At 72.8% G+C, this 23,613-nt stretch carries 19 protein-coding genes; 9 read left to right on the top strand and 10 right to left on the bottom strand.

The window, feature by feature from the left end; genetic code table 11:
• Window positions 1–674: substrate-binding domain-containing protein (locus GU5_RS0107580; protein ID WP_029514116.1), on the top strand; the 674-nt coding region annotated here is incomplete at its 5' end.
• Between the two features lie 62 nt (window positions 675–736).
• Here GU5_RS0107580 and GU5_RS0107585 read toward each other — a convergent pair.
• Genes GU5_RS0107585 through GU5_RS0107600 form a run of 4 tightly spaced genes read right to left on the bottom strand, consistent with a single transcriptional unit; the run spans window position 737 to window position 7,093 of the window.
• Window positions 737–3,850 carry a glycoside hydrolase family 2 TIM barrel-domain containing protein gene (locus GU5_RS0107585; protein WP_010524981.1) on the bottom strand — a complete coding sequence of 1,038 codons (3,114 nt, stop codon included), beginning with the start codon at window positions 3,848–3,850 and terminating at the stop codon, window positions 737–739.
• Complete coding sequence (locus GU5_RS0107590) at window positions 3,847–4,782, bottom strand: ABC transporter permease subunit (protein WP_010524982.1); 936 nt, start codon at window positions 4,780–4,782, stop codon at window positions 3,847–3,849. The genes GU5_RS0107585 and GU5_RS0107590 overlap by 4 nt, the downstream gene beginning before the upstream one ends.
• Entirely contained in the window at window positions 4,782–5,735 is a 954-nt protein-coding gene (locus GU5_RS0107595) for a carbohydrate ABC transporter permease (RefSeq protein WP_010524983.1), read from the bottom strand. Before GU5_RS0107595 ends, GU5_RS0107590 begins: the two co-directional genes overlap by 1 nt.
• The gene (locus GU5_RS0107600; protein ID WP_033228002.1) at window positions 5,732–7,093 is read right to left on the bottom strand and encodes an extracellular solute-binding protein; all 1,362 of its coding nucleotides are present in this window, start codon (window positions 7,091–7,093) and stop codon (window positions 5,732–5,734) included. The genes GU5_RS0107595 and GU5_RS0107600 overlap by 4 nt, the downstream gene beginning before the upstream one ends.
• A 226-nt stretch (window positions 7,094–7,319) precedes the next feature.
• Here GU5_RS0107600 and GU5_RS0107605 point away from each other — a divergent pair, with 226 nt between their 5' ends.
• Both GU5_RS0107605 and GU5_RS0107610 read left to right on the top strand, forming a co-directional pair.
• Window positions 7,320–8,180 (top strand): nitrilase-related carbon-nitrogen hydrolase, encoded by an 861-nt coding sequence (locus GU5_RS0107605; RefSeq protein WP_010524985.1) that lies wholly within the window; start codon window positions 7,320–7,322, stop codon window positions 8,178–8,180.
• Between the two features lie 79 nt (window positions 8,181–8,259).
• On the top strand, window positions 8,260–8,808 hold the full coding sequence (locus tag GU5_RS0107610) for a small multi-drug export protein (RefSeq protein ID WP_010524986.1): 549 nt from the start codon (window positions 8,260–8,262) through the stop codon (window positions 8,806–8,808).
• A 33-nt stretch (window positions 8,809–8,841) separates the two neighbouring features.
• Here the strand turns inward: GU5_RS0107610 and GU5_RS0107615 are convergent, their stop codons facing one another.
• On the bottom strand, window positions 8,842–9,975 hold the full coding sequence (locus GU5_RS0107615) for a phage holin family protein (protein ID WP_010524987.1): 1,134 nt from the start codon (window positions 9,973–9,975) through the stop codon (window positions 8,842–8,844).
• Window positions 9,976–10,138: 163 nt separating this feature from the next.
• A complete protein-coding gene (locus GU5_RS0107620) occupies window positions 10,139–11,212 on the bottom strand; it encodes an Atu2307/SP_0267 family LLM class monooxygenase (RefSeq protein WP_010524988.1) in 1,074 nt (357 codons plus the stop codon).
• 381 nt (window positions 11,213–11,593) lie between these two features.
• On the opposite strand from GU5_RS0107620, the gene GU5_RS0107625 reads away from it, so the two are divergent.
• Entirely contained in the window at window positions 11,594–13,081 is a 1,488-nt protein-coding gene (locus tag GU5_RS0107625; protein ID WP_237704693.1) for a DEAD/DEAH box helicase, read from the top strand.
• Window positions 13,082–13,296: 215 nt separating this feature from the next.
• Here the strand turns inward: GU5_RS0107625 and GU5_RS0107630 are convergent, their stop codons facing one another.
• Window positions 13,297–14,178: an ArgP/LysG family DNA-binding transcriptional regulator gene (locus GU5_RS0107630; RefSeq protein ID WP_010524990.1), complete on the bottom strand. Its 882-nt coding sequence runs from the start codon at window positions 14,176–14,178 to the stop codon at window positions 13,297–13,299.
• A gap of 140 nt (window positions 14,179–14,318) precedes the next feature.
• Here GU5_RS0107630 and GU5_RS0107635 point away from each other — a divergent pair, with 140 nt between their 5' ends.
• Entirely contained in the window at window positions 14,319–15,104 is a 786-nt protein-coding gene (locus GU5_RS0107635) for a LysE/ArgO family amino acid transporter (RefSeq protein ID WP_158217718.1), read from the top strand.
• Window positions 15,105–15,135: 31 nt separating this feature from the next.
• On the opposite strand, the gene GU5_RS0107640 is transcribed toward GU5_RS0107635, so the two are convergent.
• The 3 genes from GU5_RS0107640 to GU5_RS0107650 all read right to left on the bottom strand — a co-directional run bounded on the left by GU5_RS0107640 (window position 15,136) and on the right by GU5_RS0107650 (window position 18,314).
• Window positions 15,136–16,716, bottom strand: a complete 1,581-nt coding sequence (locus GU5_RS0107640; RefSeq protein WP_010524992.1) for an NAD(P)/FAD-dependent oxidoreductase — start codon at window positions 16,714–16,716, stop codon at window positions 15,136–15,138.
• Between the two features lie 141 nt (window positions 16,717–16,857).
• A complete protein-coding gene (locus GU5_RS14630; RefSeq protein WP_010524993.1) occupies window positions 16,858–17,184 on the bottom strand; it encodes a class I SAM-dependent methyltransferase in 327 nt (108 codons plus the stop codon).
• Between the two features lie 59 nt (window positions 17,185–17,243).
• A complete protein-coding gene (locus GU5_RS0107650; protein ID WP_202797589.1) occupies window positions 17,244–18,314 on the bottom strand; it encodes a LacI family DNA-binding transcriptional regulator in 1,071 nt (356 codons plus the stop codon).
• 45 nt (window positions 18,315–18,359) lie between these two features.
• Between GU5_RS0107650 and GU5_RS0107655 the strand changes: the two genes are divergently transcribed.
• The 4 genes from GU5_RS0107655 (at window position 18,360) to GU5_RS0107670 (ending at window position 23,595) form a co-directional block, all read left to right on the top strand.
• Window positions 18,360–19,997, top strand: a complete 1,638-nt coding sequence (locus GU5_RS0107655) for an HAD family hydrolase (RefSeq protein ID WP_010524995.1) — start codon at window positions 18,360–18,362, stop codon at window positions 19,995–19,997.
• Between the two features lie 114 nt (window positions 19,998–20,111).
• Entirely contained in the window at window positions 20,112–21,017 is a 906-nt protein-coding gene (locus GU5_RS14635) for a hypothetical protein (protein WP_010524996.1), read from the top strand.
• Entirely contained in the window at window positions 21,014–22,771 is a 1,758-nt protein-coding gene (locus GU5_RS14640) for an ABC transporter ATP-binding protein (RefSeq protein ID WP_010524997.1), read from the top strand. Before GU5_RS14635 ends, GU5_RS14640 begins: the two co-directional genes overlap by 4 nt.
• Window positions 22,762–23,595: an energy-coupling factor transporter transmembrane protein EcfT gene (locus tag GU5_RS0107670; protein WP_010524998.1), complete on the top strand. Its 834-nt coding sequence runs from the start codon at window positions 22,762–22,764 to the stop codon at window positions 23,593–23,595. Before GU5_RS14640 ends, GU5_RS0107670 begins: the two co-directional genes overlap by 10 nt.
• Window positions 23,596–23,613 lie beyond the last annotated feature (18 nt).

The raw sequence follows: 23,613 nt of genomic DNA on the forward strand, positions 1-23,613 counted from the left end.
CGCTGACCTCGGTGAGCGACCTGCCCGAACCGGACGACGCCCGGGTCCCGCTGGTGACCATGCCGCTCTACGACGAGGCGATGCGCGGCATCGGGGCGCTGGCCTCGGCCGGCCCCGAGTACGAGATCATCTCCCGCCTGGCCGATCTGGGCCACCGCCGCTTCCTGCACCTGGCGGGCAACTATGCGCACGCCGGCGCCGTGCGGCGCCGCGACATGTACCTGCAGACCCTCGAGGAGCTCGGCCTGGAGTCCGCCGGCGTGGTCGACTGCGGCTGGGACGGCGCCGCCGCGCGCCGGGCCGTCCTCGACCTCCCCGCCGACAGCGGGATCACCGCGATCATCGCCGCCAACGACATCCTCGCCACCGCGGCGGTCAGCGGGGCGATCCGTCGCGGCTGGAGCGTCCCGGAGGACCTCAGCATCACCGGCTGGGACGACACCCGCGTCGCGGCGGTGACCACGCCGTCGATGACCACCGTCGCAGTCCACCACGCGGAGCTCGGCCGGCGGCTGATGCGCCACCTGCTCGACGTCGTCGCCTCTCGGCGCCGCGGCGCCGACGGCGAGACGGATCCGGCGCCGTCGCCGCTGGAGGGCGATTGGCGGCTGGCCGAGGTCATCTGGCGCGAGTCCACGGGCCCGGCGCCGCAGCCGCCCCACCGCACACGATGAGTCCGTGGAAGCTGTCGGAAAGACGCAGCATTCCCACACCTTCCACGGACTCATCGCCGGGCTCACAGCGCGCGGAACCGAAGCCGCAGCGTGCGCGCCTGGGGGCGGAGCATCGCCGCCGGCCACACATCCGGCCCGCAGGCCCGTGAGCCCAGTCCATGCTGGGCGGCGTCCAGATAGAGATGCGTCGCCGACGACGCCGACAGCTCGTGCGGGTGGTCGACGGCGGCGATCTCACCGGCGGTGTGCCGGGCCAGCGTGAATCCCGGTCGCCGGCCCGCGGCGTCGGGCTCGGCGAGGACCTGCAGCCACCGCACCCCGCCGCGGCGCAGCACCAGCTCGCGCAGCCCGGCCCGGTGGCCGGACTCCTGCGGACGCGCGTAGTCCACGGTCAGCTCCGCGATCCCCGCGGAGAACCTCCCGAGGCGCACCGAGCGCATCGTGTCCGGATAGGCGTCGTGCGGGCCGAGCCCGAACCACTCGGCCCCGTCGACGTCGCCGGGCAGCTGCAGGTGCACCCCCAGTCGCGGCCAGACGTCGTCCCAGCCGCGCTCCGGCACCAGGGTCACCTCGCAGACCGCCTCGGCGACGCCGTCTCCGGCCCGCTCGGCGGTCCAGGTCTCGATGACGTCGAGACCCGCGCGCGACTGCGCCGCGGAGACCCTCCGCCGAACGGTGCGGCGCTCGTCGTCGGCGTCCACCGAGACCACCCGGCGCACCAGCCGATCGAGCCCGGCCGCCCGCCAGCGATCGGCCGAGGACTCGGCCGGCTGCTGCGCGGCGGCGACGTCACGCGGATCGCCCCAGCCGTCGTTGGGCGTGGCGTCGCCCTCGTCGTTGTCCGTCGGCGCGCGCCAGAGCTCAGCCGCGGGGCCGACGACGGCGACGCCGGCCAGCGTCCTCAGCTCCGGCCCGGCGAAGACCGCCGGCGCCTCGGCGAGCGCGACGGCACGCGGCGCCGTCGTCGCCCGGGGCCCGTCCGGCGGCACCGGCAGCTCCCACTGCCCGCGGGCGACGACGTGGCCCGCCGGCGCCCAGGCGGCGTCGTCGCGCAGCACCGCCTCCACCGTCAGACGCTGCTCGCCGCCCTCAGTCGGCAGCCCGGCCAATTCGCCGGGCTCGAACAGCTGGTGGCGCCCGGTGCCGCCAGCAGGGACCGGCTCCCCGTCTCGATCATCGGCAAGGTCCGAGGTCACGCTCAGCCGGGCGTTCCCATCGAGCTCCACGACAGCCTGGATCAGCAGATCAGCCGTGTCGGCGACGAATCGGCGGCTTGTGATCTCGACTTCTCCGGGATGCCGGCCCGGCTCCAGCAGCAGCGGCTGCTCGACCGCGGCGAACTCCGCCAGCCCAGGGGTGGGAGTGTCGTCGGAGAGGACCATTCCGTCCATGACGAAGTTGCCGTCGTGGACGACCTCGCCGAAGTCGCCGCCGTAGCCGAAGTACTCGACGCCGTCGGCGGAGAGCGTGCGCAGCCCGTGGTCGCGCCACTCCCAGATGAACCCGCCGTGCAGATTCCGGCGCGCGTCGGTCAGCTGTCGATACTGGTCCAGCGCGCCCGGCCCGTTGCCCATCGCGTGGGCGTACTCGCACATCAGGAACGGCTTGGCCCGCTGCCGCGCTCCGGCGGCGAGGTCGCAGCCCAGCAGCGGGGTGAGATCCTGCGGATCGGCGATCGCCTCGAGCTCCCTGAGGTGCGGGTACATCCGGGAGTACACGTCGGTGTAGTCGCCGGTGTAGTCCCCTTCGTAGTGCACCGGGCGACTCGGGTCGCGGCGGCGGACCCACTCCGCCGAGGCCGCGAGGTTCTGCCCGGTCCCCGCCTCGTTGCCCAGCGACCAGAGCACGATCGAGGGATGGTTCTTGTCCCGTTCGACGGCGCGACGGATCCGGTCCAGATACGCCGCCCGCCAGCGGGCGTCGTCGCTGGGGTTCCCCGTCCAGTCTGCGGTGTGGAACCCGTGGGTCTCCAGGTCGCCCTCGAGGATCACCCAGAGGCCGAGTTCGTCGGCGAGGTCCAGCAGCCGCGGATGCGGCGGATAGTGGCTGGTGCGGATCGCGTTGACGTTGTGCCGCTTCATCCGCGCCAGGTCCTCGCGGGCGTGCGCCTCGTCGAAGACGCGCCCGCGGTCGGGGTGGGTCTCGTGCCGGTTCATCCCGGAGAAGGTGATCTGCCGGCCGTTGACCAGCAGCCCGTCTCCGTCGATCGTCACGCGGCGGAAGCCCACCTGCAGACTCACCGTCTCGGACGAGGAGCTCACCGTCGCCTCATGGAGCACCGGCTGCTCGGCCGACCAGGGCGTGACCGGCCCGACGTCGATGCCGGCCGCCGCGTCGTCGCGGACGTCCTGCGCAGTCTCCCAGGCGCGGTCGACGCCCAGGGCGGGGATCCGCAGCCGGACCGGGAAGGCCTCGGCGGCGGCGTCGACCTCCGGGTGCAGGATCCCCACGCCGGCCCGCGGGTCGTAGTCGGCGTGCAGCCAGACGTCGTCGAGCCCGCCGGCGGGCCGGTGCAGCAGCGTGACCTCGCGGAAGATGCCGGGCAGCCACCACTGGTCCTGGTCCTCCAGGTAGCTGGCCGCCGAGTACTGCACCACGCGCATCGCCAGCGTGTTCTCCCCGGCGACGACGGCGTCGGTGACGTCGAACTCGTGGGCCAGCCGCGAGCCGGTCGCCGCGCCGACGCGGCGTCCGTTGACCCAGACCGCCAGGAAGGACTCGACGCCGTCGAAGCGCAGCAGCACCCGGCCGGAGTCCAGCCATGCGGCGGGGACCTCCACACGGCGGCGATGGTCACCGGTGGGATTCTCGTCGGGCACGTGCGGCGGGTCGATCGGGAAGGGGTACTGCACGTTGGTGTAGATCGGCCTCCCCCAGCTCGGGTCGGCGGCGCCGGCCGGTCCGCGGAGACCGTCGGGGCCGTGCAGCACCCAGTGGCTGGGCACCGGCAGCTCGTCCCAGCCGGCGTCGTCGTAGTCGACGGCGGCGAAGGCCTCAGGCTCCTCCTCGCCCAGCACCCCGGGGTCGCCCGGCGCGCCGGGCACCGCCGGCGAGAACCGGAAGCGCCACGTCCCGGAGAGGTCCAGACGCGCGGCGTCGGTCTGCTCGACCAGCCAGGAGCGCGGGGCGACCAGCGCGCCGTCGGCCGGCTCGAAGGAGGTATGGCTCAGGGTCACTTCACAGCACCTTCCGTCAGGCCGCCGCGCCAGAAGCGCTGCAGCACGATCATCGCGATGGCCAGCGGGATGACCGAGAGCAGCACCCCGCCGGTGGTCAGTTCGTAGAACTCGGGCAGCCGGTCGGTCTGGCTGCGCCAGGTGTTCAGCCCCAGAGTGATGGGGAAGAGCTGGTCCTCGGTGAGCATCACCAGCGGCAGGAAGTAGTTGTTCCAGATGCTGACCAGTTGGAAGAGGAAGACGGTGACCAGCGCCGGGACCATGATCCGCAGCCCCAGTACGTGGAAGATCCGGATCTCGCCGACGCCGTCGAGCCGGGCGGCCTCCACCAGGGACCGGTCCACCGTCGCGTCGGCGTAGATCCGACAGAGGAACAGCCCGAAGGGCGAGACCAGCGAAGGGATCAGCACGCTCCAGTAGGTGTTGACCAGACCCAGCTGGCTGAACAGCAGGAACAGCGGCAGCGCCGTCGCAGTCCCGGGCACCAGCACGCCGCCGAGGACCAGCCCGAAGACCAGGTTGCGCCCGCGGAAGACGTAGGTGGACAGCGCATAGCCGGCCGCGGCGGCCAGGTAGGTCGCGATCAGCGCGCCGACGCCGGCGTAGAGCACCGAGTTGGCCAGCCAGCGCAGGAAGATCCCGGAGTCGTGGGTGATCACCTGGGCTACGTTGTCGAAGAGCGCGAAGTTCTCCGCAAAGAGGAACCCGTGGGTGCCGAAGAGGTCGTCGGTGGTCTTCGAGGCGGCGACGACCACCCAGTAGACCGGGACGAGGAAGTAGAGCGCGACGACGACGAGCACCCCGGTGACCAGGATGGTCCGGCCCCGACGGCGCCTCGTGGCCGCGCCGGCTCCGGGCGAGGCGGTGCCGGCGTCGGTGCCGGCGTCTACGTCGGGCCGGTCGCCCTGAACGGCATCGGCGGCTGCGCTCATCATGACCTCCTGTTCGTCAGGCGGAGGAAGCTGAACGACAGCACGAAGGCGACCACCGCGATCAGCACCGCCTGCGCGGCGGCGACGGTGTAGTCGTTGTAGGCGAAGGCCGTCGTGTAGGCCGAGAGGTTCGGCGTGTACTGCGAGTCGATGGCCGGGGCCACCTGGGCCAGCAGCTGCGGCTCGGCGAAGAGCTGCAGCGTGCCGATGATCGAGAAGACCGTGGTCAGCATCAGCGCCGGGCGGATCAGCGGCAGCTGGATGGTGAGCGCGATGCGCGCCGGACCGGCGCCGTCGACGCGGGCGGCCTCGTAGAGCTCGGAGGGGATGGCCTTGAGCTGGGCGATGATGATCAGCATGTTGTAGCCGGTGTAGGTCCAGGTGACGATGTTCGCGATGGACCACAGCACCGTCCTCGAGCTCAGGAAGTCGACCTCCACGCCGGTCAGCGAGTGGACGACGTCGATGATCGGGCTCAGTCCGGGCACGTAGAGGAAGGACCAGAGGATGGTCGCCAGCACCCCGGGGATGCCGTAGGGCATGAAGTAGGCCGCGCGGAAGAACGCCGGCCAGCGGGCCGCGGCAGATTCGAGGAGAAGCGCGAGGACCGTGGCCAGGGCGATCATCACCGGGACCTGGACGACGCCGAAGAGCAGCATCCGCCCGATGGAGGCGAGGAAGCTGCCGTCCTCCAGCGCCAGCCGGTAGTTCTCGAACCAGGCGAAGGTGCTGGTCACCCCCTCCTCGCCGAAGAGCCCCCGGCGTTCGACGCGGGTGAAGCTCTGCCCGATCGCCATGAGGATCGGCAGCACGAAGGAGATCAGGAACACCAGCAGGAACGGGGTCAGCAGCAGCCAGGGGGCGACGGCGGTGGCCGCGGGCCGGCGACGTCGCACGGAGCGTCGTGCGCCGTCTCGCGCAGGGTGCTGCACGGAGTTCGGTGTCGTGCTCATCGCTCGGCCCTCCGGATCGTCAGCCCCTTCTCGCGGAAGACCTCCATGGTGTCCGCCTCCGCCCGGACGACGGCGTCGACCAGGGACGTGCCGCCGGCCTTGGCGCGGAACGCGTCGGCGAGCACGTTGAACGTCTGCTGGGTGGTCGGCCACCACTGCCAGTCCGGGTTCTGCTGCTCGGCGGCGGGGGCGAAGACCTCGGTGTTGTAGGCCTGCCCGCCGAAGAACTCGCTGCCACCCTGCCGGGGCGCGCCGATGTGGTCGGGGTTCGCCGACCAGCCGATCCCGCTGTGTTCGATGAGCCCGTCGATGCCGGCGGCGCTGGAGTTCAGCCACACCGCGAACTCCATGGCCTCCCGGGGGTGCGTGCTGTTGGCCAGCACCGCCGTGGTGGATCCGCCCAGCTGGGCCGATCCGTAGCCGTCGGGCCACTGAGGCAGCGGGGCCACCCGCCACTTCCCCTCGGCGCCGCTGACGCCCTCCAGCAGAGCGTCGCCCCAGGAGGCGCTCATCAGCGTGGCGATCCGGCCCTCCGCGGCGGCGGCGAACCAGCCGGGCGAGAAGGGCTGCAGCTGGGTGGAGACGATCTCGTCGTCGATGGCGGCGTCGAAGAACCGGGCGACGTCCAGAGTGGACTCGCCGGCCATGTCGATGACCCAGCCGTCGTCCTCGGCGTTCAGCCAGACGGCGCCGGCCTGCATGGCATGGGCGGCGAAGACGGACGTGTCGGCCAGGGGGAAGGTGCCCATGAATCGTCCGGCGTCGCGAACCTCCGCGCCGATCTCGGCCCATTCCTGCCAGGTCTCCGGTGGAGCGGCACCGACGTCGTCGAGGAGGTCGGGGCGGTGGTAGAGCGCCGTGGGCCCGGAGTCCTGGGGGACGCCGTAGACCCCGCCGGCGAAGCTGACCTGGCCCCAGAGCGTGGGGTCGAAGCGGTCGGCATACTCGTCGATGCCGTAGCGACTGAGATCGACCACCCCGTCGACCAGCATGAACTCGGGAACGCTGCGCATCTCCACCTGCGCCAGGTCCGGCCCCGAACCGGCGGCGAGCGCGCTGTACAGCTTCTGGTAGCCGCCGTCGTTGCCGCCGGGGATCCAGGAGATCTCGACCTGGACCCGGGGGTTCTCCGCGTTCCAGAGGTCGGCGACGGCCTGCAGCTCCTTCAGCCAGGCCCAGCAGGTCAGCGTGACAGTCTCTCCCGAGTCGGCGGCCGGGATCGTCGGCTCGGCGTTCACCGAGGAGGTCCCCGGCACCGAGCAGCCGGCCAGCGCGGCCGCACCGGCGCCGACCCCCAGACCCAGCCCGCCGCGGAGCAGCCCGCGTCGGGTCAGCGGCGGGCGCGGTCGGGCCTTCATGCGCGTCCCCGTCGCGGCGAGCCGGTCGCCGTACACGTCATCGACAGTCCTCCCGCCTGGTCAGGGCCCCTCGCCCGACGATTCACACAGAAATGAACAGGTGCGATCAACTATCAACGAGAGGCGTCACCGTGTCAAGAGTCACATTCGTGTCCATCTCGATCCGCCGGACCTGCTCTCCGCAGTCGTCGTTGCCGTCCGACCGCCGGCGCGCCAGACTGGCAGGATGCGCATCGCTCTGCTGCAGGCCGCCGCCGTCCCGCTCGACGTCGACCACGACCTGGCCGTCGTCGACGCCGCCGCGGCCGACGCCGCCGCCCGCGGCGCCGAGCTGCTGCTCACCCCGGAGCTCTTCCCGGTCGGCTACGCCCCGGCGCGGATCCGCACCGAGCTCGCCGACGCCGTGATCGACGACGCCGCCGCGCGCCTGGCGGCGATCGCCCGGCGCCACGGCGTCGCCCTGGTGCACAGCCTCCCCTCGCACGCCGACCCGCGCCGCGGGATCACCGCGACGCTGGTCGACGACGCGGGAGCGGTCCGTGCCGTCCACACGAAGACCCACCTCTTCGGCCCCGCCGAGCAGGAGGCCTTCAGCCCCGGTCAGGCGCGGCCGCCCCTGGTCAAGCTCGGCGGTCTGACCCTGGGACTGCTGATCTGCTATGAAGTCGAGTTCCCCGAGACGGTGCGCGATCTGGCCGTCCGCGGGGCCGACGTCGTGCTGGTCCCGACCGCGCTGGCGGGCTGCCCGACCGTGGCGCGCACGCTGGTGCCGGCGCGGGCCGTCGAGAACGGGATCACCGTCGCCTACGCCAATCACTGCGGAGCCGAGGAGGGGCTGGTCTTCGACGGCGAGAGCGTCATCGCCGGCCCCGACGGCGCCCCGGCGCCGCGCCTCGAGGCAGGTCCCGAACCGGCGATGCGCGCCGGAGAGATCACGCCGGCCCGCGCCGGAAGCGAGCCGGAGCTGCTGGTCGCCGAGGTCGGCCCCGCCCGCGGGCGCATCACCCCTCAGCAGGACCCGGACGGCCCCTGGTACCTGAACGACCGCCGACCCGCGCTCTACCGCCGCTGGGCGGAGGAGGACTGACGACCAAGCCGGTCACGTCGGCGCGGAATCAGCCTTCGGGCTGATGGCGCCGACTCAGTGCTCGGTCAGGATGGACCCCATGATCGAGCTGCTCTCCGCCGACGCCCTGCTGGCCGCCCAGTCCGCCAGCCTGCCCGAGGACCACTGGATCGGCCAGCTGCAGCGCTGGGCCGATTCGCTGCCCGACGCCCTGCAGTGGCTGGGCATCGTCCTCATCTCCGCGATCCCCTTCGTGGAGTCCTACTTCGGTGCGCCCATCGGCGTGATCGTCGGCCTGCATCCGGCGGTCGCGGTGGCGACGGCGACAGTGGGCAACATGCTCTCGCTGATCGTCGTCGTGTATCTGGCCCACTGGGTGCGCACCGCGATCCTGCACCGCCGCGACCCCGACCGCACGACGACCGACTCGCCGAAGCGTGAACGGGTGCAGAAGATCTTCGACCGCTTCGGCGTCCCCGGAGTGAGCATCCTGGGGCCGCTGGCGCTGCCGAGCCAGATCACCGCGCCGCTGATGGTCTCCTTCGGCGCGAACCGGCGTGCGGTGATGGCCTGGATGCTGGTCTCGGTGATCCTCTGGGGCACCGGCTTCGCCCTGCTGGGCGTCGGCCTGCTGCGCCTCATCGCCTGACGGCCCGGCACCGCTCCGGCCGCACGGCCGTCGTCAGCGCTGCTCGGCGTCGCGCGGGTAGCGGAGCTGCTCGCGGCTGCCCTGGGTGAGGTTCTCCAGATCGGTCTCCGGGTCGAAGTTCGACCCGACCGCCCCGGCGACGGTGCCCATCGAGGCCGCCAGCCAGGCGATGTCGACGTAGTTCATCAGCGTGCCGTCCAGCCCTTCCTGAGTCTGTGCCATATACGTCGGATCGATCAGCAGCAGCGAGATCGTCAGGATCCCGGCGAAGAGCAGCAGGTAGAGCACAGCGACGCTGACCAGCAGGCTGAGCACCGTGGCCACGGAGTACATCGCCGCCAGCCGGCGGCCGCCGGCCGAACCGGGACCGTCCCAGAGGCGGTTGCGCAGCATCAGCCACAGCACGAGACCGAGGACCGCCAGCACCGTGATGACCGCCAGCCGCCAGCTGGGCAGCGCCTCGGCGATCCCCCAGATCGAGCCGTAGAAGACGCCGAAGGCCCCGGTGGCGCTGGCCGCGGCGAAGACTCCGGAGAGCTTCGGCAGCGAGAGCAGCGGCTCGTTGCTCACCGCGATGCCCAGCGTCATCCAGACGCGGGCCGGCCAGGTGAAGCGCGGGGTGATGTAGGCGGAGTCCCGCTCGCCGTCCTGCTCCAGTCGCCAGCCGACGCGCAGGTGCTCCACGGGGTCGAGAGAGTGCCGGCGCAGCGTGACCAGGGCGCGGTCGAGCTCGTGCCGCAGCCCGTGCAGCACGCGCACCGGCCCCTGCACCGGCAGGGAGATGACCGCCAGCCGCTCCGAGAAGTGCAGCTCCGCCGACTTCGGCCCGCTGGCGCCGATCCGCGGGATCTCGGTGATGACCACCGTCATCGACGCGCTCTCCTCGCGCGCCCACTCCTGGGCGACGTCGACGTCGAGGGTCCCGTCGGAGCGCAGCGGCAGCCGCTTCTGCCGATGGGTGATCTCGTGCTCCTCGCCCCACTGCTGCGGTCCGCGCCGCAGCAGGCGCCGGACCAGGTAGGACGTGCGTCCCGGGTCGGAGATGATGGTGACCCGCCCGCCGCGCAGCGAGCTCTCCTCCACCGCCTCCTCGGCGCGCTCCTCCCCGGACCGTCCGACGTCCTCCCGGGACGACGAGCCGTTCGACTCCGGCTGCTCATGCTCCACGGACACGTTCCTCCCTCCCGGGCCGATCGCGAGGATCACGCCGGACGACGGTGCTGACGACGCCACCATCCTAGCCAGCCCCGCCGGAGAGCGCACCGGACGGCGCGACGTCGGACCTCGGCCCGGCAGTGCCCGGACCGCCCCTCGAGGCGCCGCCGACCGCTCAGGACTCGGAGAGCATGTCCAGCACCAGCGGCCTGACCTTCGAGCCGTAGAGCTCGACGGCGCGCAGCATGTGCTCGTGGGCGAGCGAACCGTTGCCGTACTTCAGGCCGAAGCGCGAGATGCCCAGGAGCTTCTGCGAGCGCACGATCTTGCGCGCGACCGTCTCCGGCGAGCCGACGTAGAGCGAGCCGTGCTCGACCTCCTCGGCGAACTGGTCACGGCCCGGCCGGCCGCCGCCCCAGCCGCGCTCCCGGCCGAGCTGGGCCATGGTGTCGGCCCAGGACGGGTAGAAGATCTCGCGAGCCTCGTCGTCGGTGTCGGCGACGAAGCCGTGGGAGTGCATCGCCACTCGACGATCGTCCGCGAAGCCGAACTCGCCGAGCGCGCGGTGGTAGAGCTCGACCAGCGGGCGGAAGCGCTGCGGGGCGCCCCCGATGACCGCCAGCTCCAGACCGAGTCCGTGCCGGGCGGCGCGGACCGCCGAGGCCGGAGTGCCGCCGACGGCGACCCAGGCGGGCAGCCCGTGCTCATGGGCGGTCTTCGGGTAGATCTGCTGATCTTTCAGCGCCGGGCGCATCGTCCCCTCCCAGGACACCGGCCCCTCGGAGCGCAGTCGGGCGAAGAGATCGAGCTTCTCCTCGAAGAGCCGCTCGTAGTCGGAGAGCTCGTAGCCGAAGAGACCGTAGGACTCGATGAAGGAGCCGCGGCCGAGCGAGACTTCGGCGCGCCCGCCGGTGAGCCCGTCGATGGTCGCGAAGCGCTGGTAGACCCGGACCGGGTCGTCGGAGGAGAGCACCGTGACCGCGGAGATGAGCTTGAGCCGCTCGGTGGCCGCGCCGACGGCGGAGAGGACGACGTCGGGCGAGGAGATCGCATAGTCGGGGCGATGGTGCTCTCCGACGCCGAGGACGTCGACGCCGGTCTCGTCGGCCATGCGCGCCTCGGCGAGGACGTTGCGCAGGACCTCCGGCTGGGTCAGGGTCCGCGAGCCGTCGGCGGAGGCGGTGACGTCGCCGAAGGTGTGCAGGCCCAGTTCGAACTGGTCGTGGTGGCGCTCTGTGCTGATGCTCATGACCGCCTCAACAGCCGCGTCCCGGCCGCCATTCCTTGAAATTTGAAATTCGAGGGCGGCGCCCGTGCTCCGATGATCGGTCCTGCTCGCCGAGGCCCTCCGCGGACACCGATGCCGGCGGATTCGCCTCGAGCAGGTAGACTGGTCGAACCTGCGGACCCGCCCCGGGTCCCCTGCGTCGACTGGACGCCCCGCCCGACGCCGCCGGCATTCCGCCGGCCCGGGCTCGGAAGCTTCTCACTCGGCGAGAAGAGAGCACCACACCGTGCTCCCGCCACCGTGCCGGATCCGCGCGCCGCCCTGAGACGGCGAGCCGCGCGCCGGCCCTTCGAAAGGTCCCTCATCACGACTTCGCAGACCACCACCTTCGCCGCCCTGGGCGTGCCCGCACCGCTGGTGCAGGTCCTGGACGCGGCCGGCAAGACCTCCGCCTTCCCCATCCAGCAGGACACCCTGCCGGACACGCTCGACGGCCGGGACGTCCTCGGCCGCGGCAAGACCGGCTCCGGCAAGACGCTGGCCTTCTCCATCCCGCTGGCCGCCCGCCTGGCCGCCTCCGGCGCCGGCCCCGCGGCCCCGCGCCGTCCCCGCGGCCTGGTGCTCGCCCCCACCCGCGAGCTGGCCACCCAGATCGCCGAGGCCCTGGCCCCGCTGGCCGAGGCCTACGGCATGCGCACCACCACCATCTACGGCGGGGTGAACCAGAAGCGGCAGACCGATGCGCTGGCCCGCGGCGTCGACGTCGTCGTCGCCTGCCCCGGCCGTCTGGAGGACCTGCTCGGCCAGGGCGAACTGAGCCTGGGCGACGTCGAGGTCACCGTCCTCGACGAGGCCGACCACATGGCCGACCTCGGCTTCCTGCCGGGCGTCACGCGGATCCTGGCGCAGACTCCGGACACCGGTCAGCGGCTGTTCTTCTCCGCCACGCTGGACAAGGAGGTCGACAAGCTCGTCCGCCGGTTCCTCCACGACGAGGTGCTGCACTCGGTCGACGACCCGACCTCGCACGTCTCGGCGATGACCCACCACGTCTTCGAGGTCTCCGCCGACGACAAGAAGCCGCTGGTCCAGGCGCTGGCCTCCGGCCGCGGCAAGCGACTGCTGTTCACCCGCACCAAGCACCAGGCCAAGCGCCTGGCCAAGCAGCTGACCACCCAGGGCATCCCTGCAGTGGATCTGCACGGCAACCTCTCGCAGAACCAGCGCGACCGCAGCCTGGCCGCCTTCGGCCAGGGCGACGTGCAGGTGCTGGTGGCCACCGACGTCGCCGCCCGCGGTGTGCACGTCGACGCGATCGAGCTGGTCGTCCACGTGGACCCGCCGGCCGAGCACAAGGCGTACCTGCACCGCTCGGGCCGCACCGCCCGCGCCGGCAGCGCCGGCGACGTCGTCACGGTGATGCTGCCCGAGCAGCGCCGCGACACCGAGCAGCTGCTGCGCAAGGCCGCGATCGACGCGAAGCCCGTCTCCGTCACCCCAGACTCGACCGCCGTCGCCGAACTGGTGGGCGAGCAGGCCGCGCACGTGGAGCCCGCGCCCCGCGGCGCCTCCGGCGGCGCGCCGAAGGGCGGGCAGAACGGCGGACAGAAGGGCTCGCGGAACGGCTCCGGCGGCTCGCGGGGCGGCTCGCGCGGGTCCTCCGGGAAGGGCCGTGGCCGTGGATCGGAGCGCGGCTCCGGCCAGAGCTCGGGTCAGGGACAGGGCTCGGGCCAGTCCCGCGGCGCCCGGAGCTCCGGGCAGAACTCCGGCACGCCGGCCGGCCAGGGCGCAGGACGGGGATCGTCCCGCGGACGTCGCGGCGGACGCGGTCAGGGCGACCAGGGCGGTCGTCGTGCCTCGGCTCCGGCGGGCTCGCCGGCCCGCGGCTGAGCGCACCATGACGCGGCGCTGATCCGGCGCCGCCCCGCGACGACGGCGGCGCGCCGGCGGAGGATCTGCCCCTCGGCGCGCCGCCGTCGATCCATCGTCCCTGAGGTTTCGCAGGATCATCGTGATAGAGCACGGGGATCCTGCGAGAACTCGGGGACACCAGGAGCTCCACGACAGGCCCGCGACAGGCCCGCGACCGTCGAACCCGCCGCACCTCAGGCCATGCGCGCCGCGGCGCGCCGCACCGTCTCGGTGAGTCGGTCCAGCGCCGGAGTGCCGGTGGTCCAGCGCTGCCAGTGCAGATGCGCCTCGGTCGGTCCGATCTCCTCGACGAGCACCAGATCCGGATGCTCGCCCTCCATCACGCCGGCCGGCATCATCCCCTCGGGGATCATCCCCCAGCCCAGCCCGTGGGCGACGGCGGCGTTGTAGGCCTCCACCGAGGGGATCAGATGCGTCACCCGCGGGGAGACGCCGAGACGCCGCAGTCCGCTGCGCTGCAGCGAGTCGCGGATGCTGTAGTCCACCTGCGGCACGCGCGCCCAGTCGACGACGCCGTCGCCGCCGCGGTGCCGATCCAGCAGCTCCGCGCTGGCCACCGGCCAGTAGCGCATGGTCCCCAGCACCGTCGCCCGACAGCCGGAGACCGGGGTCGGCGTCTCGGTCACCGCCGCGGAGACGGTGCCCCCGCGCAGCAGCTCATGGGTGTGCTCCTGATCCTCGGCGTGCAGGTGCAGCTCGACGTCGTCCCAGGTCGCCGCCTCCTGCAGCACCCGCTGGAACCAGGTGTAGAGCGAGTCGGCGTTGACCGCCGCCGACAGCGTGATGACCTCGTCGCCGGCGTCGCGGAAGCCCAGACTGCGTCGGGCCTCGTCCTCCAGCAGCGTCATCTGACGCGCGGTGCGCAGCAGTGCGGCTCCGGCCTCGGTGGGACGCACCGGCACTGTGCGGGTGAGCAGCACCTGCCCGACCTCCTTCTCCAGGGCCTTGACCCGCTGGGAGAACGCCGAGCCGGAGATCCCCAGCAGCGCTGAGGCGGCCTCGAAGGTGCCCTCGTCGACGGCGGTGACGAAGGCTCGCAGATGGTCGGTGTTCATGCTCGCCCCCCTCGATCGCGCGGTCCGCCCCGGGGGCTCGTCACCGGAGCGGCTCGCCGTCATCCTATCTGAAGCGATGCTTCGGACAGTGAAGAATCATGCGCTGGTGCGGATGCACTCGGCTGAGGAGGATGGAGTCCATGACGACCCTGCTGACCGGATTCTTCACCTGCCTGGCCCTGATCATGGCGATCGGCGCGCAGAGTGCCTGGCTGCTGCGCCAGGGCCTGCGCCGCGACCGCGTGGGCACGGCGGTGCTCGTCTGCCTCATCGGCGACCTGATCCTCATCGGACTGGGCACCCTCGGTGTGGGCACCGTCCTGGACCACACGCCGTGGCTGATGGAGATCGTCCGCTGGCTCGGCGTGACCTACCTGGTGTGGTTCGCCGTGCGCTCCTTCGCCTCCGCCCGCACCGCCGACCAGGGACTGACTGTCGAGGAACCGGAGGCGGGCGCGTCGGAGGCCGGCCGGTCCCGGACCGACGGCGAGCGCGGCACGGACCGCGAGCCCGCCGTCGTCGCCGGATCCGCCGATCCGGACGCGACGCCGGGCACCACCACGACACAGACCCGGACGGTGCGACTGACCTCGCCGTCCTCCGACGAATCCGGGAAGGCCCCGGCGCGTTCCCTCTCTCCGGTCCTCTCGGTGGTCGCCGCCGGCCTGATGGTCAGCCTGCTCAACCCGCACGCCTGGGTCGACACCATGGTGGTCATCGGGTCGATGGCCACCAGCTTCGGCTCCGAGAAGTGGATCTTCTCCGCCGGGGCGGTGCTGGGCTCGCTCTCCTGGTTCCTGCTGCTGGCCTACGGCGGCCGGGCCCTGGCTCCGGTCTTGAATCGGCCGCGCACCTGGCAGATCATCGACATCGGCGTCGGGGTCACGATGCTGGTGGTCGCCGGGCTGCTGGCCTTCGGCGGCTGAACCGGGGCGTCTGACCCCGGCCGAACGCCTCTCAGCCGTGCCGCTGCAGCGCCGCGTGCGCGGCGTGCCAGCCGTTCATCCCGTGGGCGCCGCCGCCGGGAGGCGTCGAGGACGAGCAGAGATACACACCGTCCACACCGGTGGTGTACGGCGCGCCGGCCGTCGGCCGGGCCAGGAACTGCGGCAGCGTCGGCACTCCCCCGCTGATCGAGCCGCCGACCAGGTTCGCGTCCATGGACTGCAGATCCTGCGGGGACCAGACCTGCTCGGCCAGCACCCGAGCCCCGAAGCCCGGGGCCTGGGACTCGATCTCCGCGCGGATCGCCGCGGCCGCCCGCTCGACGCCGCGCCCGGAGAGCCCGTGCGGCACATGGGCGTACGCCCAGGCCACCGACTGACCGGCCGGGGCGCGCGTCGCATCGGCCGCGCTCGGCTGGGCCAGCAGCACATAGGGCCTGCTGGCCAGCACGCCGCGGGAGGCGGCGGCCTCGGAGCCGGCGATCTGTGCGCCCGAGCCGCCCAGATGGACGGTCGAAGCGCGGCCCAGCTCCGGATGCCTCCAGGGGATCTCGCCGTCGAGCAGCAGATCGATCTTCACGATCCCGGGCCCGTGCGTCCAGCGGCGCAGCGCACGACGGCGCGCTGTCGGCAGCGCCAGCCCCTCCAGGTCCAGCAGCTGCCGGGTGTCGAGGTCCAGCAGCACGACGTCGACGGGCCGACCGCTGCGCTCGCGTCCGGCTGAGTCGACGCCTTCAACCCGACGCGGCCGGGGCCCGGCCGGCGCCGTCGTCGGCACTGTCGGGGCACCGGGCAGCGAACCGACGCTGACCTCGCTGACGCCGGTGACGCGCATGTCGGTCTCCACGCGGCCGCCGTGTCCGGCGAGCTCGGCGAGCAGCGCGTCGACGATCGCCTGGGAGCCGCCGCGGGCGACCGGCCAGCCGGTGCTGTGCGCCGCCGCGCCGAAGAGCACCCCGAACGCCCCGGTCAGCGGCTGATGGAAGGGGGCCGTCGAGTGGGCGGCGAGCCCGGCGAAGAGCGCCTTCGCCCGCTCGGTGCCGAAGAGCCGCAGCACCGCCGACGCCGGCCAGGCGCCGCGGGCGCCCAGCGAGGCCATCGCCGCCAGCCGGGCGGTGCCGTGCGGGTCGTTGCTGCGCAGCTGGTCGCAGATCTCGTCCAGCGTGGAGAACGGCGGACCGAAGGCCGAGTCGGCGATGGAGTCCCAGCGCCGCGCGGGCCCGCCCATCAGCAGCCGCCAGATGCCGGCGTCCTCGCCGAGGGCGGCGGCGGTCTGCTGCAGCGAATCGTGCAGCAGAGCGGGAGGTTCGTCGTCGAGCGCATGCGCGGCGGGGATCGGCGCATGGACCCATTCGAGGCCGTGGGAGGCCAGGTCCAGGGCGGCGAAGGCCGGCGAGGCCGCGCCGATCGGGTGGACGCTGGCGCCGAGGTCGCTGACGACGTCGTCGCTCAGCAGCCGCTGCGAGCGCATCGCTCCGCCCGGCACCGCGGCGGCCTCGTGGACGGTGACCTCCCACCCGGCGCGCGCGAGCACGCAGGCCGCGGTGAGCCCGTTGGGGCCGGAGCCGACGACGGCGACGCTGCGCTGGGTCATGCCCCGACTCTAGTCGGCCTCGGCGCCGAGGACGACGGGGCCGCAGTCGGCGCCGGACGGACACGGCGAACGACGTCCCGATCCGAGTCATATCTCAGCGCGTGACGGGCCGAGATATGACTCGGATCGGGACATCGTTGCTCAGCGGGCCGTCGCAGCCGGCAGCGCGGCGGCGTCGCTCTGCAGGAACTCCGGCGCCTCCCACTGCGAGCGCGCCGCGGCGATCATCTCCGCCGAGACGTCGACGCCGAGCACCTCGCGGCCGCCCTCGGCCAGCAGCGCCGTCCAGTGGCCGGGTCCGCAGCCGACGTCGAGCATCGGCCCGCGGGTCGCATCCCGCCAGCGGGTGATCAGCGCGCGATCCTCGGCCGCCATCTGCTCCAGCGAGCCGAGCCGCGCGATGTACTCGGCGGCGCGGGCGTCGTAGGCGGAGGCGACGTCGTCGCCGGACTGCTCATCCGTCGGCATGCCCCCAGTCTGCCCGGGCAGAGGTGCCTCCCGTTCCCGACGCTCCGCTCCGGGCCGGTTCACCGCCCCGCGACCGTCGAGGCGCGCACCACCAGCGACGGCGCGGCCACCTCGGTCTGGACGCCGCGTCCGGCCAGCAGCTCGCCCAGCTGGGCCATCGCCGCTCGCCCCATCGCCCCGCGCGGCTGATCGACGCTGGTCAGCCCGGGACGCAGCAGACCGGCGAGCTCGGTGTTGTCATATCCGACGACGGCGAGATCCTCCGGCGCCGCCAGCCCCCGGTCCAGCGCCTCGCCGAGCAGACCGGCTGCGATCCGGTCGTTGGAGGCGAAGACCGCCGTCGGCCCCTCCCCGGCGCCGACGGCCGCCAGCAGCCGCTCGACGCCGCGGTCGCGGGCGTCGAACTCCTGGGCGACGACGCCGGCGGCCGCCATCTCCTCCCGCCAGGCGTCGCGGCGCGCCGAGGCGGCCGGCCGATCCGAACCGCGGAGCATCGCGATCCGCCGGTGCCCCAGCGACTGCAGATGCGCCGTCGCCAGCCGGGCGCCGGCCGCGTCGTCGTTGCGCACCTGCCCGACGCCGTCGGGGACGCCGACCGGACGGCCGACCACGACCATCGGCGCCCGCGCGGACGCCGCGGCGAGGTCCTCCGGCGGCAGGTGCGAGGTGACGGCGATGACGCCGTCGACGCCGAGGTCCACCAGCTCGTCGAGGTGCCGATGCAGCAGCGCCCGGTCCCGTCGGCCGTGGCGCAGCAGCACGCCCAGGCCGGCCTCGGCGGCGGCGTCCTCGATCCCGTTGACGATGTCGGTGTGGTACGCATTGCGCAGGTCGGTGAGCAGCACGCCGATCAGCTGACTGCGCCCGCTGACCAGCCGCTGGGCCCAGCCGTTCTTCCGATAGCCCAGCCGCTCCGCGGCCGCGAGGACGCGGTCGCGGCTTTCGCCGCTGACGCCGGAGTCGCCGCGCAGGGCGGCCGAGACCTGAGACTTCGAGACCCCTGCGGCGCGGGCGACGTCGATGATCGTGGGGCGGGCTGACTCCGGAGGCATCACCCTCCGTTCTACCACTGCGGCGCGGGCGGCGGAGGGATCGTCGCCGACGTTCCGGAACGTTCCAGTCGTCGTCACCTGCGGTTGTCCCGGATGCCACGTGATCGGCCTACTGTCGACGACATGACCATCGAACCCCTCCTCCGGAACGTTCCGGAAGCGCTGCTGCTGGACTTCGGCGGCGTCATCGTCGAGACCCGCAAGCACCCCGACGGTCGGGACCGACTGGCCGGACTGCTCACCGAGCGGCTCCGCCGGGCGCTGCTCCCCGCCGACGCGCGGGAGATCCGCCGCTCGTTGGACGCGGCGCTGACCGCACTGAAGCACTGGAAGCACGCCCAGAGCCGACGCCCTGCGCCGCAGGAGATGAGCCCCCGCGAGGTCGTCGCCGATTTCCTGGCCGCCGATCTGCCGACGCCGGCGCGCACGCTGCTCACCGTCGAAGCCGACGAGGTGCTGGCCGAGGTCACCTGCACCCTCTCCGCCCATGACCTGCGACCGGGCGTCGAGGAGCTGCTCGATCTCGCCGATTCCCGAGGCCTGCCCGTCGGGGTCGTGTCCAACGCCCACTCCGGCCGCAGCCACCGGATGCTGCTCGACCAGCTCGGGCTCGCCGACCGGATCGCCGTGCAGTGCTACTCCGACGAGATCGGCCTGCGGAAGCCCCACCCGGGGCTGATCGAGCTCGCCGCCGAGGCGCTGGGCACCGCACCGGAACGCTGCTGGTACGTCGGCGACACACAGGATCGCGACGTCGTCGCCGGTCGACGCGCCGGCGCCGGCGTCGTCGTGCTCACCCGCAGCCATCACACCGACCACCCGCCCTTCGCCGTCGCCGATCAGGCCGACGCGGTGCTGGAGACCCCGGCCGAGCTCGCGACTGCGCTGCGCGAGACCCTCGACGCCGCCCCGACGACTGCGGGCCCTCCCGCGTCGAACTCCACGGGCGGCGGCGACGGCGACGCCGTCGACGAGGTCGACAGTGCGGCCACGCCGTCCCGCGGGGCCCTGCTCATCGACCACGGCGGGGTGATCTCCACCTCCGCCCCGGATCCCGAGGCGCTGGAGCAGATGCTGGGCCACCTGACCCGACTGCTCGACCACCGGGCACCTGAGCCTCCGCTCGGCCGCGCCGGGGTCCTGGAGCGGCTCACCGCCGCCCGAGCCGAGCACAAGTCCGCCAAACGACGGGACCCCCTCCAGGAGATCTCCCCGCGGACCTTCTGGCACGCCTGGTTCGGCGCCGAACTGTCGGCGCGCCGCCGCGCCCTCCTCGCCGCCGAGGCCACGGACCTGATGGCCCGCTGGGGCGCGGCCAAGTCGCGACGACTGCTGCGCCGGGGCGTGCGGGCCCTGCTGGAGGAGTGCTTCCAGGCCGGTCGACCGGTCGTGGTCGTCTCCAACACCGTCAGCGGCCGATCCGTGCGCTCCGCCTGCGCCGCCCACGGGATCGACCATCTGATCGCGGCCAGCGTCTGCTCCGACGAGGCCGGGTGGAGGAAGCCGGATTCCGCCATGGTCCGCGAGGCGCTCCAGCTCGCCGACGCCGATCCGTCGCGCAGCATCTTCTACGGCGACAAGCCGCAGAACGACGCCGTCGCCGCCCGGGCCTGCGGCATCGGCCGCAGAGTCCTGGTCCGCGGCGGCTCCACCGAGGACGCGGCCCTCGACGCCGCCCTCGCCGAAGGACTGGCCACCGACGTGGTCGCCGAGGCCGACGAGCTGATCGCCCTCCTCGGGACGCCGGCCCGCGCCGCCTGAGGCCTGCCGGGGCGCCGCCCCACAGGACCTCGTCCGCCGCACGACCGCCCGCCCCACATGCTGTCCGTCCCGCACCGCACCGCCCGTCCCCGCGCATCTCCGGAGGAGAATCCCATGACCACCACGTACGACGCCCGCCGCGGCACGCTGCGCGGCACCGCCGGTCCGACGTCCTCGACGTCGCAGAACCTGATGATCTTCGTGCTCTCCATGAGCCTGTTCGGCCTCTCCAACATCCTGCTGGAGGTCATTCCGGACGTCAGTCTCGGCCCGGTCGAGATCTCGGTCAGCTACTTCGTCTTCATCCCGCTGACGCTGGCCGCGCTGCTCTCACCCTTCTGGGTGGCCCTCGGCGCCCCGCTGGGCGAGATCGTGTTCACCGACCTGCTGATGGGCGACTTCTCCGGACTCGCCGAGGTCGAGGGCTTCATCCAGATGTTCCTGGCGGTGTTCATCGCCGGCTCGCTGATCCGGAACCCGCGCAGCAGGGTCCAGCTCGTCCTCGGCGCGCTGCTGGTGGTCGGCATCGACAAGCTCCTCTCCGCGGCGGTCGACCTCGCCAAGGTCTGGGTCGGCGTCGAGGAGGCCGAGCTGGTCGCCGGACTGCCCGAGTCGATCCTGCTGCTGGAGGGCATCGGATTCGTCGTCGACCTGCTGATGTCCGGGGTGCTCTTCGGCGTCGTCCCCGCCCTGTGGCTGGTGCCGCAGCTGCACGGGCGCCTCGAGCCGCTGCTCGGTCTGCAGCCGCGCGAGCCCGGCCGCCCCGTCCCCGGCTCGGCGCCGCGAGCGACCTGGTTCGTGGTGGTCGCCGTGCTGGCCGGAGCCGGCTCCTTCTTCTTCGCGTTCCTCGAGGAGGTCGACATGTCGCCGGGCGCCCTCGATGCCGAGCTCGACGCCTCCTTCCTGTGGATCAGCGCCGGCGCCGCCGCGGTGCTGCTGACGATCGCCGCGGTCCTCTTCGCCGTGCACCGGCGTCGTGCCGCGGCCACCTCGACCCTCCGGGACGAGGACGCGGCATGAGCGCGCCGATCATCGCGGCCGAGGCGCTGAGCTTCCGCTACCCCGGCGCCCCGACCGACACGCTGCGCAACGTGGACCTGCGGATCGAGCGCGGCGACTTCGTCGCCGTCGTCGGCGGCAACGGCTCCGGCAAGACCACGCTGTGCAAGACCTTCAACGGCCTGGTGCCGCACTACTGGTCCGGAGAGTTCGCCGGCCGGGTGACCGTGGACGGACAGGACACCTTCACCTCCTCGGTGGCGGAGCTCTCGCAGACCGTCGGCTACGTCTATCAGGACTTCCAGAACCAGCTGGTCCGTCCCACCGTGCGCGACGAGGTCTCCTTCGGGCCGGTGAACTTCGGTCGCCCGGACCACGCCGAGCGCACCGCCGAGGCGCTGGAGATGGTCGGCATCGAGCACCTGGCCGAGAAGTTCGTCTGGCAGCTCTCCGGCGGCCAGTCCCATCTGGTGGCCCTGGCCTCCGTGCTCGCGCTGCGCCCGGAGGTCATCGTCGTCGACGAGCCGGTCGCCGAGCTCGACCCGGCGGCGGCCGAGGAGGTCTATCGCCGACTCACGGCATTGAACCGCGATCACGGACTGACGGTCATCACCATCGAGCACCACGCCGAGTTCATCGCCGCCCACGCCCGATCGGTGCTGCTGATGAGCGACGGATCCCCGGTCTGGCACCTGCCGACCGACCAGGCCCTGGCCCGGGCGGACGAGCTGAGCCGCCACGGCATCCCGGCGCCGCAGATCGTCGACGCCGCCGCCCGGCTGGGGCTGCCGCAGGTTCCACAGTCGGTCGCCGACGCCGCCGCGATGCTGAGCGAGCACCGCCGGGCCCCGTACCCCGACCCGGCGACGACGACGGCGACGACGGCGACGGCGCCGCGGGATCGTCCCGCGACCGGCGAGCGCTCCGTCGTCGTCGCCGAGGGGATCCGCCACGCCCACCGCGGCGTGCGCGGGGAGCTGCGGCCGGTGCTCGACGATCTCGACCTGCAGCTGCATGCCGGCGACCGCGTCGCGCTGATCGGCGGCAACGGAGCGGGCAAGACCACATTGATGAAGCTGCTGGCCGGCATCGCCGTCCCACGCGCCGGCGAGATCCTGCTGGAGGGGATCAGCACCCGCTCGCGGAGCGCCCGTCGGCTGGCCGACCAGGCCTGCTATCTGGACCAGCGGCCGGAACGGATGTTCCTGAAGGACTCCGTGCGCGCCGACGTCGCGCTCTTCCCGCGCGGCCGCGGCGTCGACGACGCCGAGCAGCTGGTCGATCGCATCCTGCGGCGTGTGCGGCTGGAGCAGCTCTCCGACCGCGACGGCCGCACGCTCTCCGGAGGACAGCAGCGCCGCGCGACCCTGGGGATCGGGCTGGCCATGCGCCCGAGCCTGCTGCTGCTCGACGAACCCACCGCCTCGCTGGACGTCGCCAGCCGCGACGACGTGATCACCATGCTCGACGAGCTCTCCGACGACATCGCCTGCTCGGTCGTCGCCACCCACGACATGCACCTGGTCGCCGAATGGGCCACCCGGGTGATCGCCCTGGAGCACGGACGCGTGCTGGCCGACATGGCCCCGGCGGAGCTCTTCGCCAGCCCCGAGATCATGCGGCGGGCCCGACTGGTGCCGCCGCAGGTCGTCGAGCTGGGGCTGGCGCTGGGCATGGAGCCGCCGCCGTTGAGCGTCGCGGAGCTGCTGGACGCCTGCGCCGACCGCACCGAGCCGACCGCCGACCGCACCGAGGAGGCCCCCGCATGGCGCTGACCCGCACCACCCACGATGTGCTCTCGGTGGAGTGGATCAAGCTGGAGCTGATCCGCACCGCCTACGCCACCCGCGGCGGACTCGTCGCCCGTATGGACCCGCGCGTGGTCCTGGGCTGGTACGCCCTGCTCGCCCTGGCGCCGTGGTTCACCCACAACCTGACCACGCTCGGCGCGCTGTTCGTCCTCGCCGCGGTCTTCGTCGTGCTGGCCCGCGTCGGTCCGCTGGTGCTGGGACTCTTCGTCATCGGGCTCATCTCCGAGATGGTCTACCTGGCGGTGGCCGCGCTGTTCTTCGACGGCGACCTCGACACCGTCCTGGCGCTGACCGAGGTCACCCTCAAGCTCGGCGTCGTCTCGCTGGCCAGTCTGGCCGCCTTCGTCTCGCTGGATCCCGAGAAGCTCTCCGACGCGCTGCTGGCGCTGCGCATGCCGGCGACGGCGGCCTTCGCCGTCAGCTACGGATACCGGATGATGCCGATCCTCGTCGAGGAGTTCTCCACCGTGCTGGAGAGCGCCCGGCTGCGCGAGCCCGCGCCCTCCCGCGGCGGGGTGCTGGGGTGGCGGCATCTGGTGCACTGGGCGACGCTGGTGGTGCGGGCCTTCTACCCGATCTTCCTCAACACCGCGAAGTCGGTGCGCACGACGGTGGAGGCCCTGGAGGCTCGCGGGTTCACCGCGGCGACGATCGACCCGCGGGCACGTGCGATCCGCCTGGCCTCGCTGCGCGTGACCGGGCTGGACCTCGCCGTCGTCGCCGCCACGCTCGCCGCCGTCGTCGGCTGCCACCTCATCGGCGCGCAGTGGCCGCTGCACCGCGGCTGATCCGGCTCCCGGCGCCGA

The sequence above is a fragment of the Nesterenkonia sp. F genome (genome assembly GCF_000220985.1).
Lineage (GTDB): Bacteria > Actinomycetota > Actinomycetes > Actinomycetales > Micrococcaceae > Nesterenkonia.

What these genes read in the sequence shown, in the direction of transcription:
- GU5_RS0107590 (WP_010524982.1), bottom strand. Translation starts at nt 4,782, where the DNA reads ATGAGCGCAGCCGCCGATGCCGTTCAGGGCGACCGGCCCGACGTAGAC.
- GU5_RS0107595 (WP_010524983.1), bottom strand. Translation starts at nt 5,735, where the DNA reads ATGAGCACGACACCGAACTCCGTGCAGCACCCTGCGCGAGACGGCGCA.
- GU5_RS0107600 (WP_033228002.1), bottom strand. Translation starts at nt 7,093, where the DNA reads ATGAAGGCCCGACCGCGCCCGCCGCTGACCCGACGCGGGCTGCTCCGC.
- GU5_RS0107605 (WP_010524985.1), top strand. Translation starts at nt 7,320, where the DNA reads ATGCGCATCGCTCTGCTGCAGGCCGCCGCCGTCCCGCTCGACGTCGAC.
- GU5_RS0107610 (WP_010524986.1), top strand. Translation starts at nt 8,260, where the DNA reads ATGATCGAGCTGCTCTCCGCCGACGCCCTGCTGGCCGCCCAGTCCGCC.
- GU5_RS0107620 (WP_010524988.1), bottom strand. Translation starts at nt 11,212, where the DNA reads ATGAGCATCAGCACAGAGCGCCACCACGACCAGTTCGAACTGGGCCTG.
- GU5_RS0107630 (WP_010524990.1), bottom strand. Translation starts at nt 14,178, where the DNA reads ATGAACACCGACCATCTGCGAGCCTTCGTCACCGCCGTCGACGAGGGC.
- GU5_RS0107635 (WP_158217718.1), top strand. Translation starts at nt 14,319, where the DNA reads ATGACGACCCTGCTGACCGGATTCTTCACCTGCCTGGCCCTGATCATG.
- GU5_RS0107640 (WP_010524992.1), bottom strand. Translation starts at nt 16,716, where the DNA reads ATGACCCAGCGCAGCGTCGCCGTCGTCGGCTCCGGCCCCAACGGGCTC.
- GU5_RS14630 (WP_010524993.1), bottom strand. Translation starts at nt 17,184, where the DNA reads ATGCCGACGGATGAGCAGTCCGGCGACGACGTCGCCTCCGCCTACGAC.
- GU5_RS0107655 (WP_010524995.1), top strand. Translation starts at nt 18,360, where the DNA reads ATGACCATCGAACCCCTCCTCCGGAACGTTCCGGAAGCGCTGCTGCTG.
- GU5_RS14635 (WP_010524996.1), top strand. Translation starts at nt 20,112, where the DNA reads ATGACCACCACGTACGACGCCCGCCGCGGCACGCTGCGCGGCACCGCC.
- GU5_RS14640 (WP_010524997.1), top strand. Translation starts at nt 21,014, where the DNA reads ATGAGCGCGCCGATCATCGCGGCCGAGGCGCTGAGCTTCCGCTACCCC.
- GU5_RS0107670 (WP_010524998.1), top strand. Translation starts at nt 22,762, where the DNA reads ATGGCGCTGACCCGCACCACCCACGATGTGCTCTCGGTGGAGTGGATC.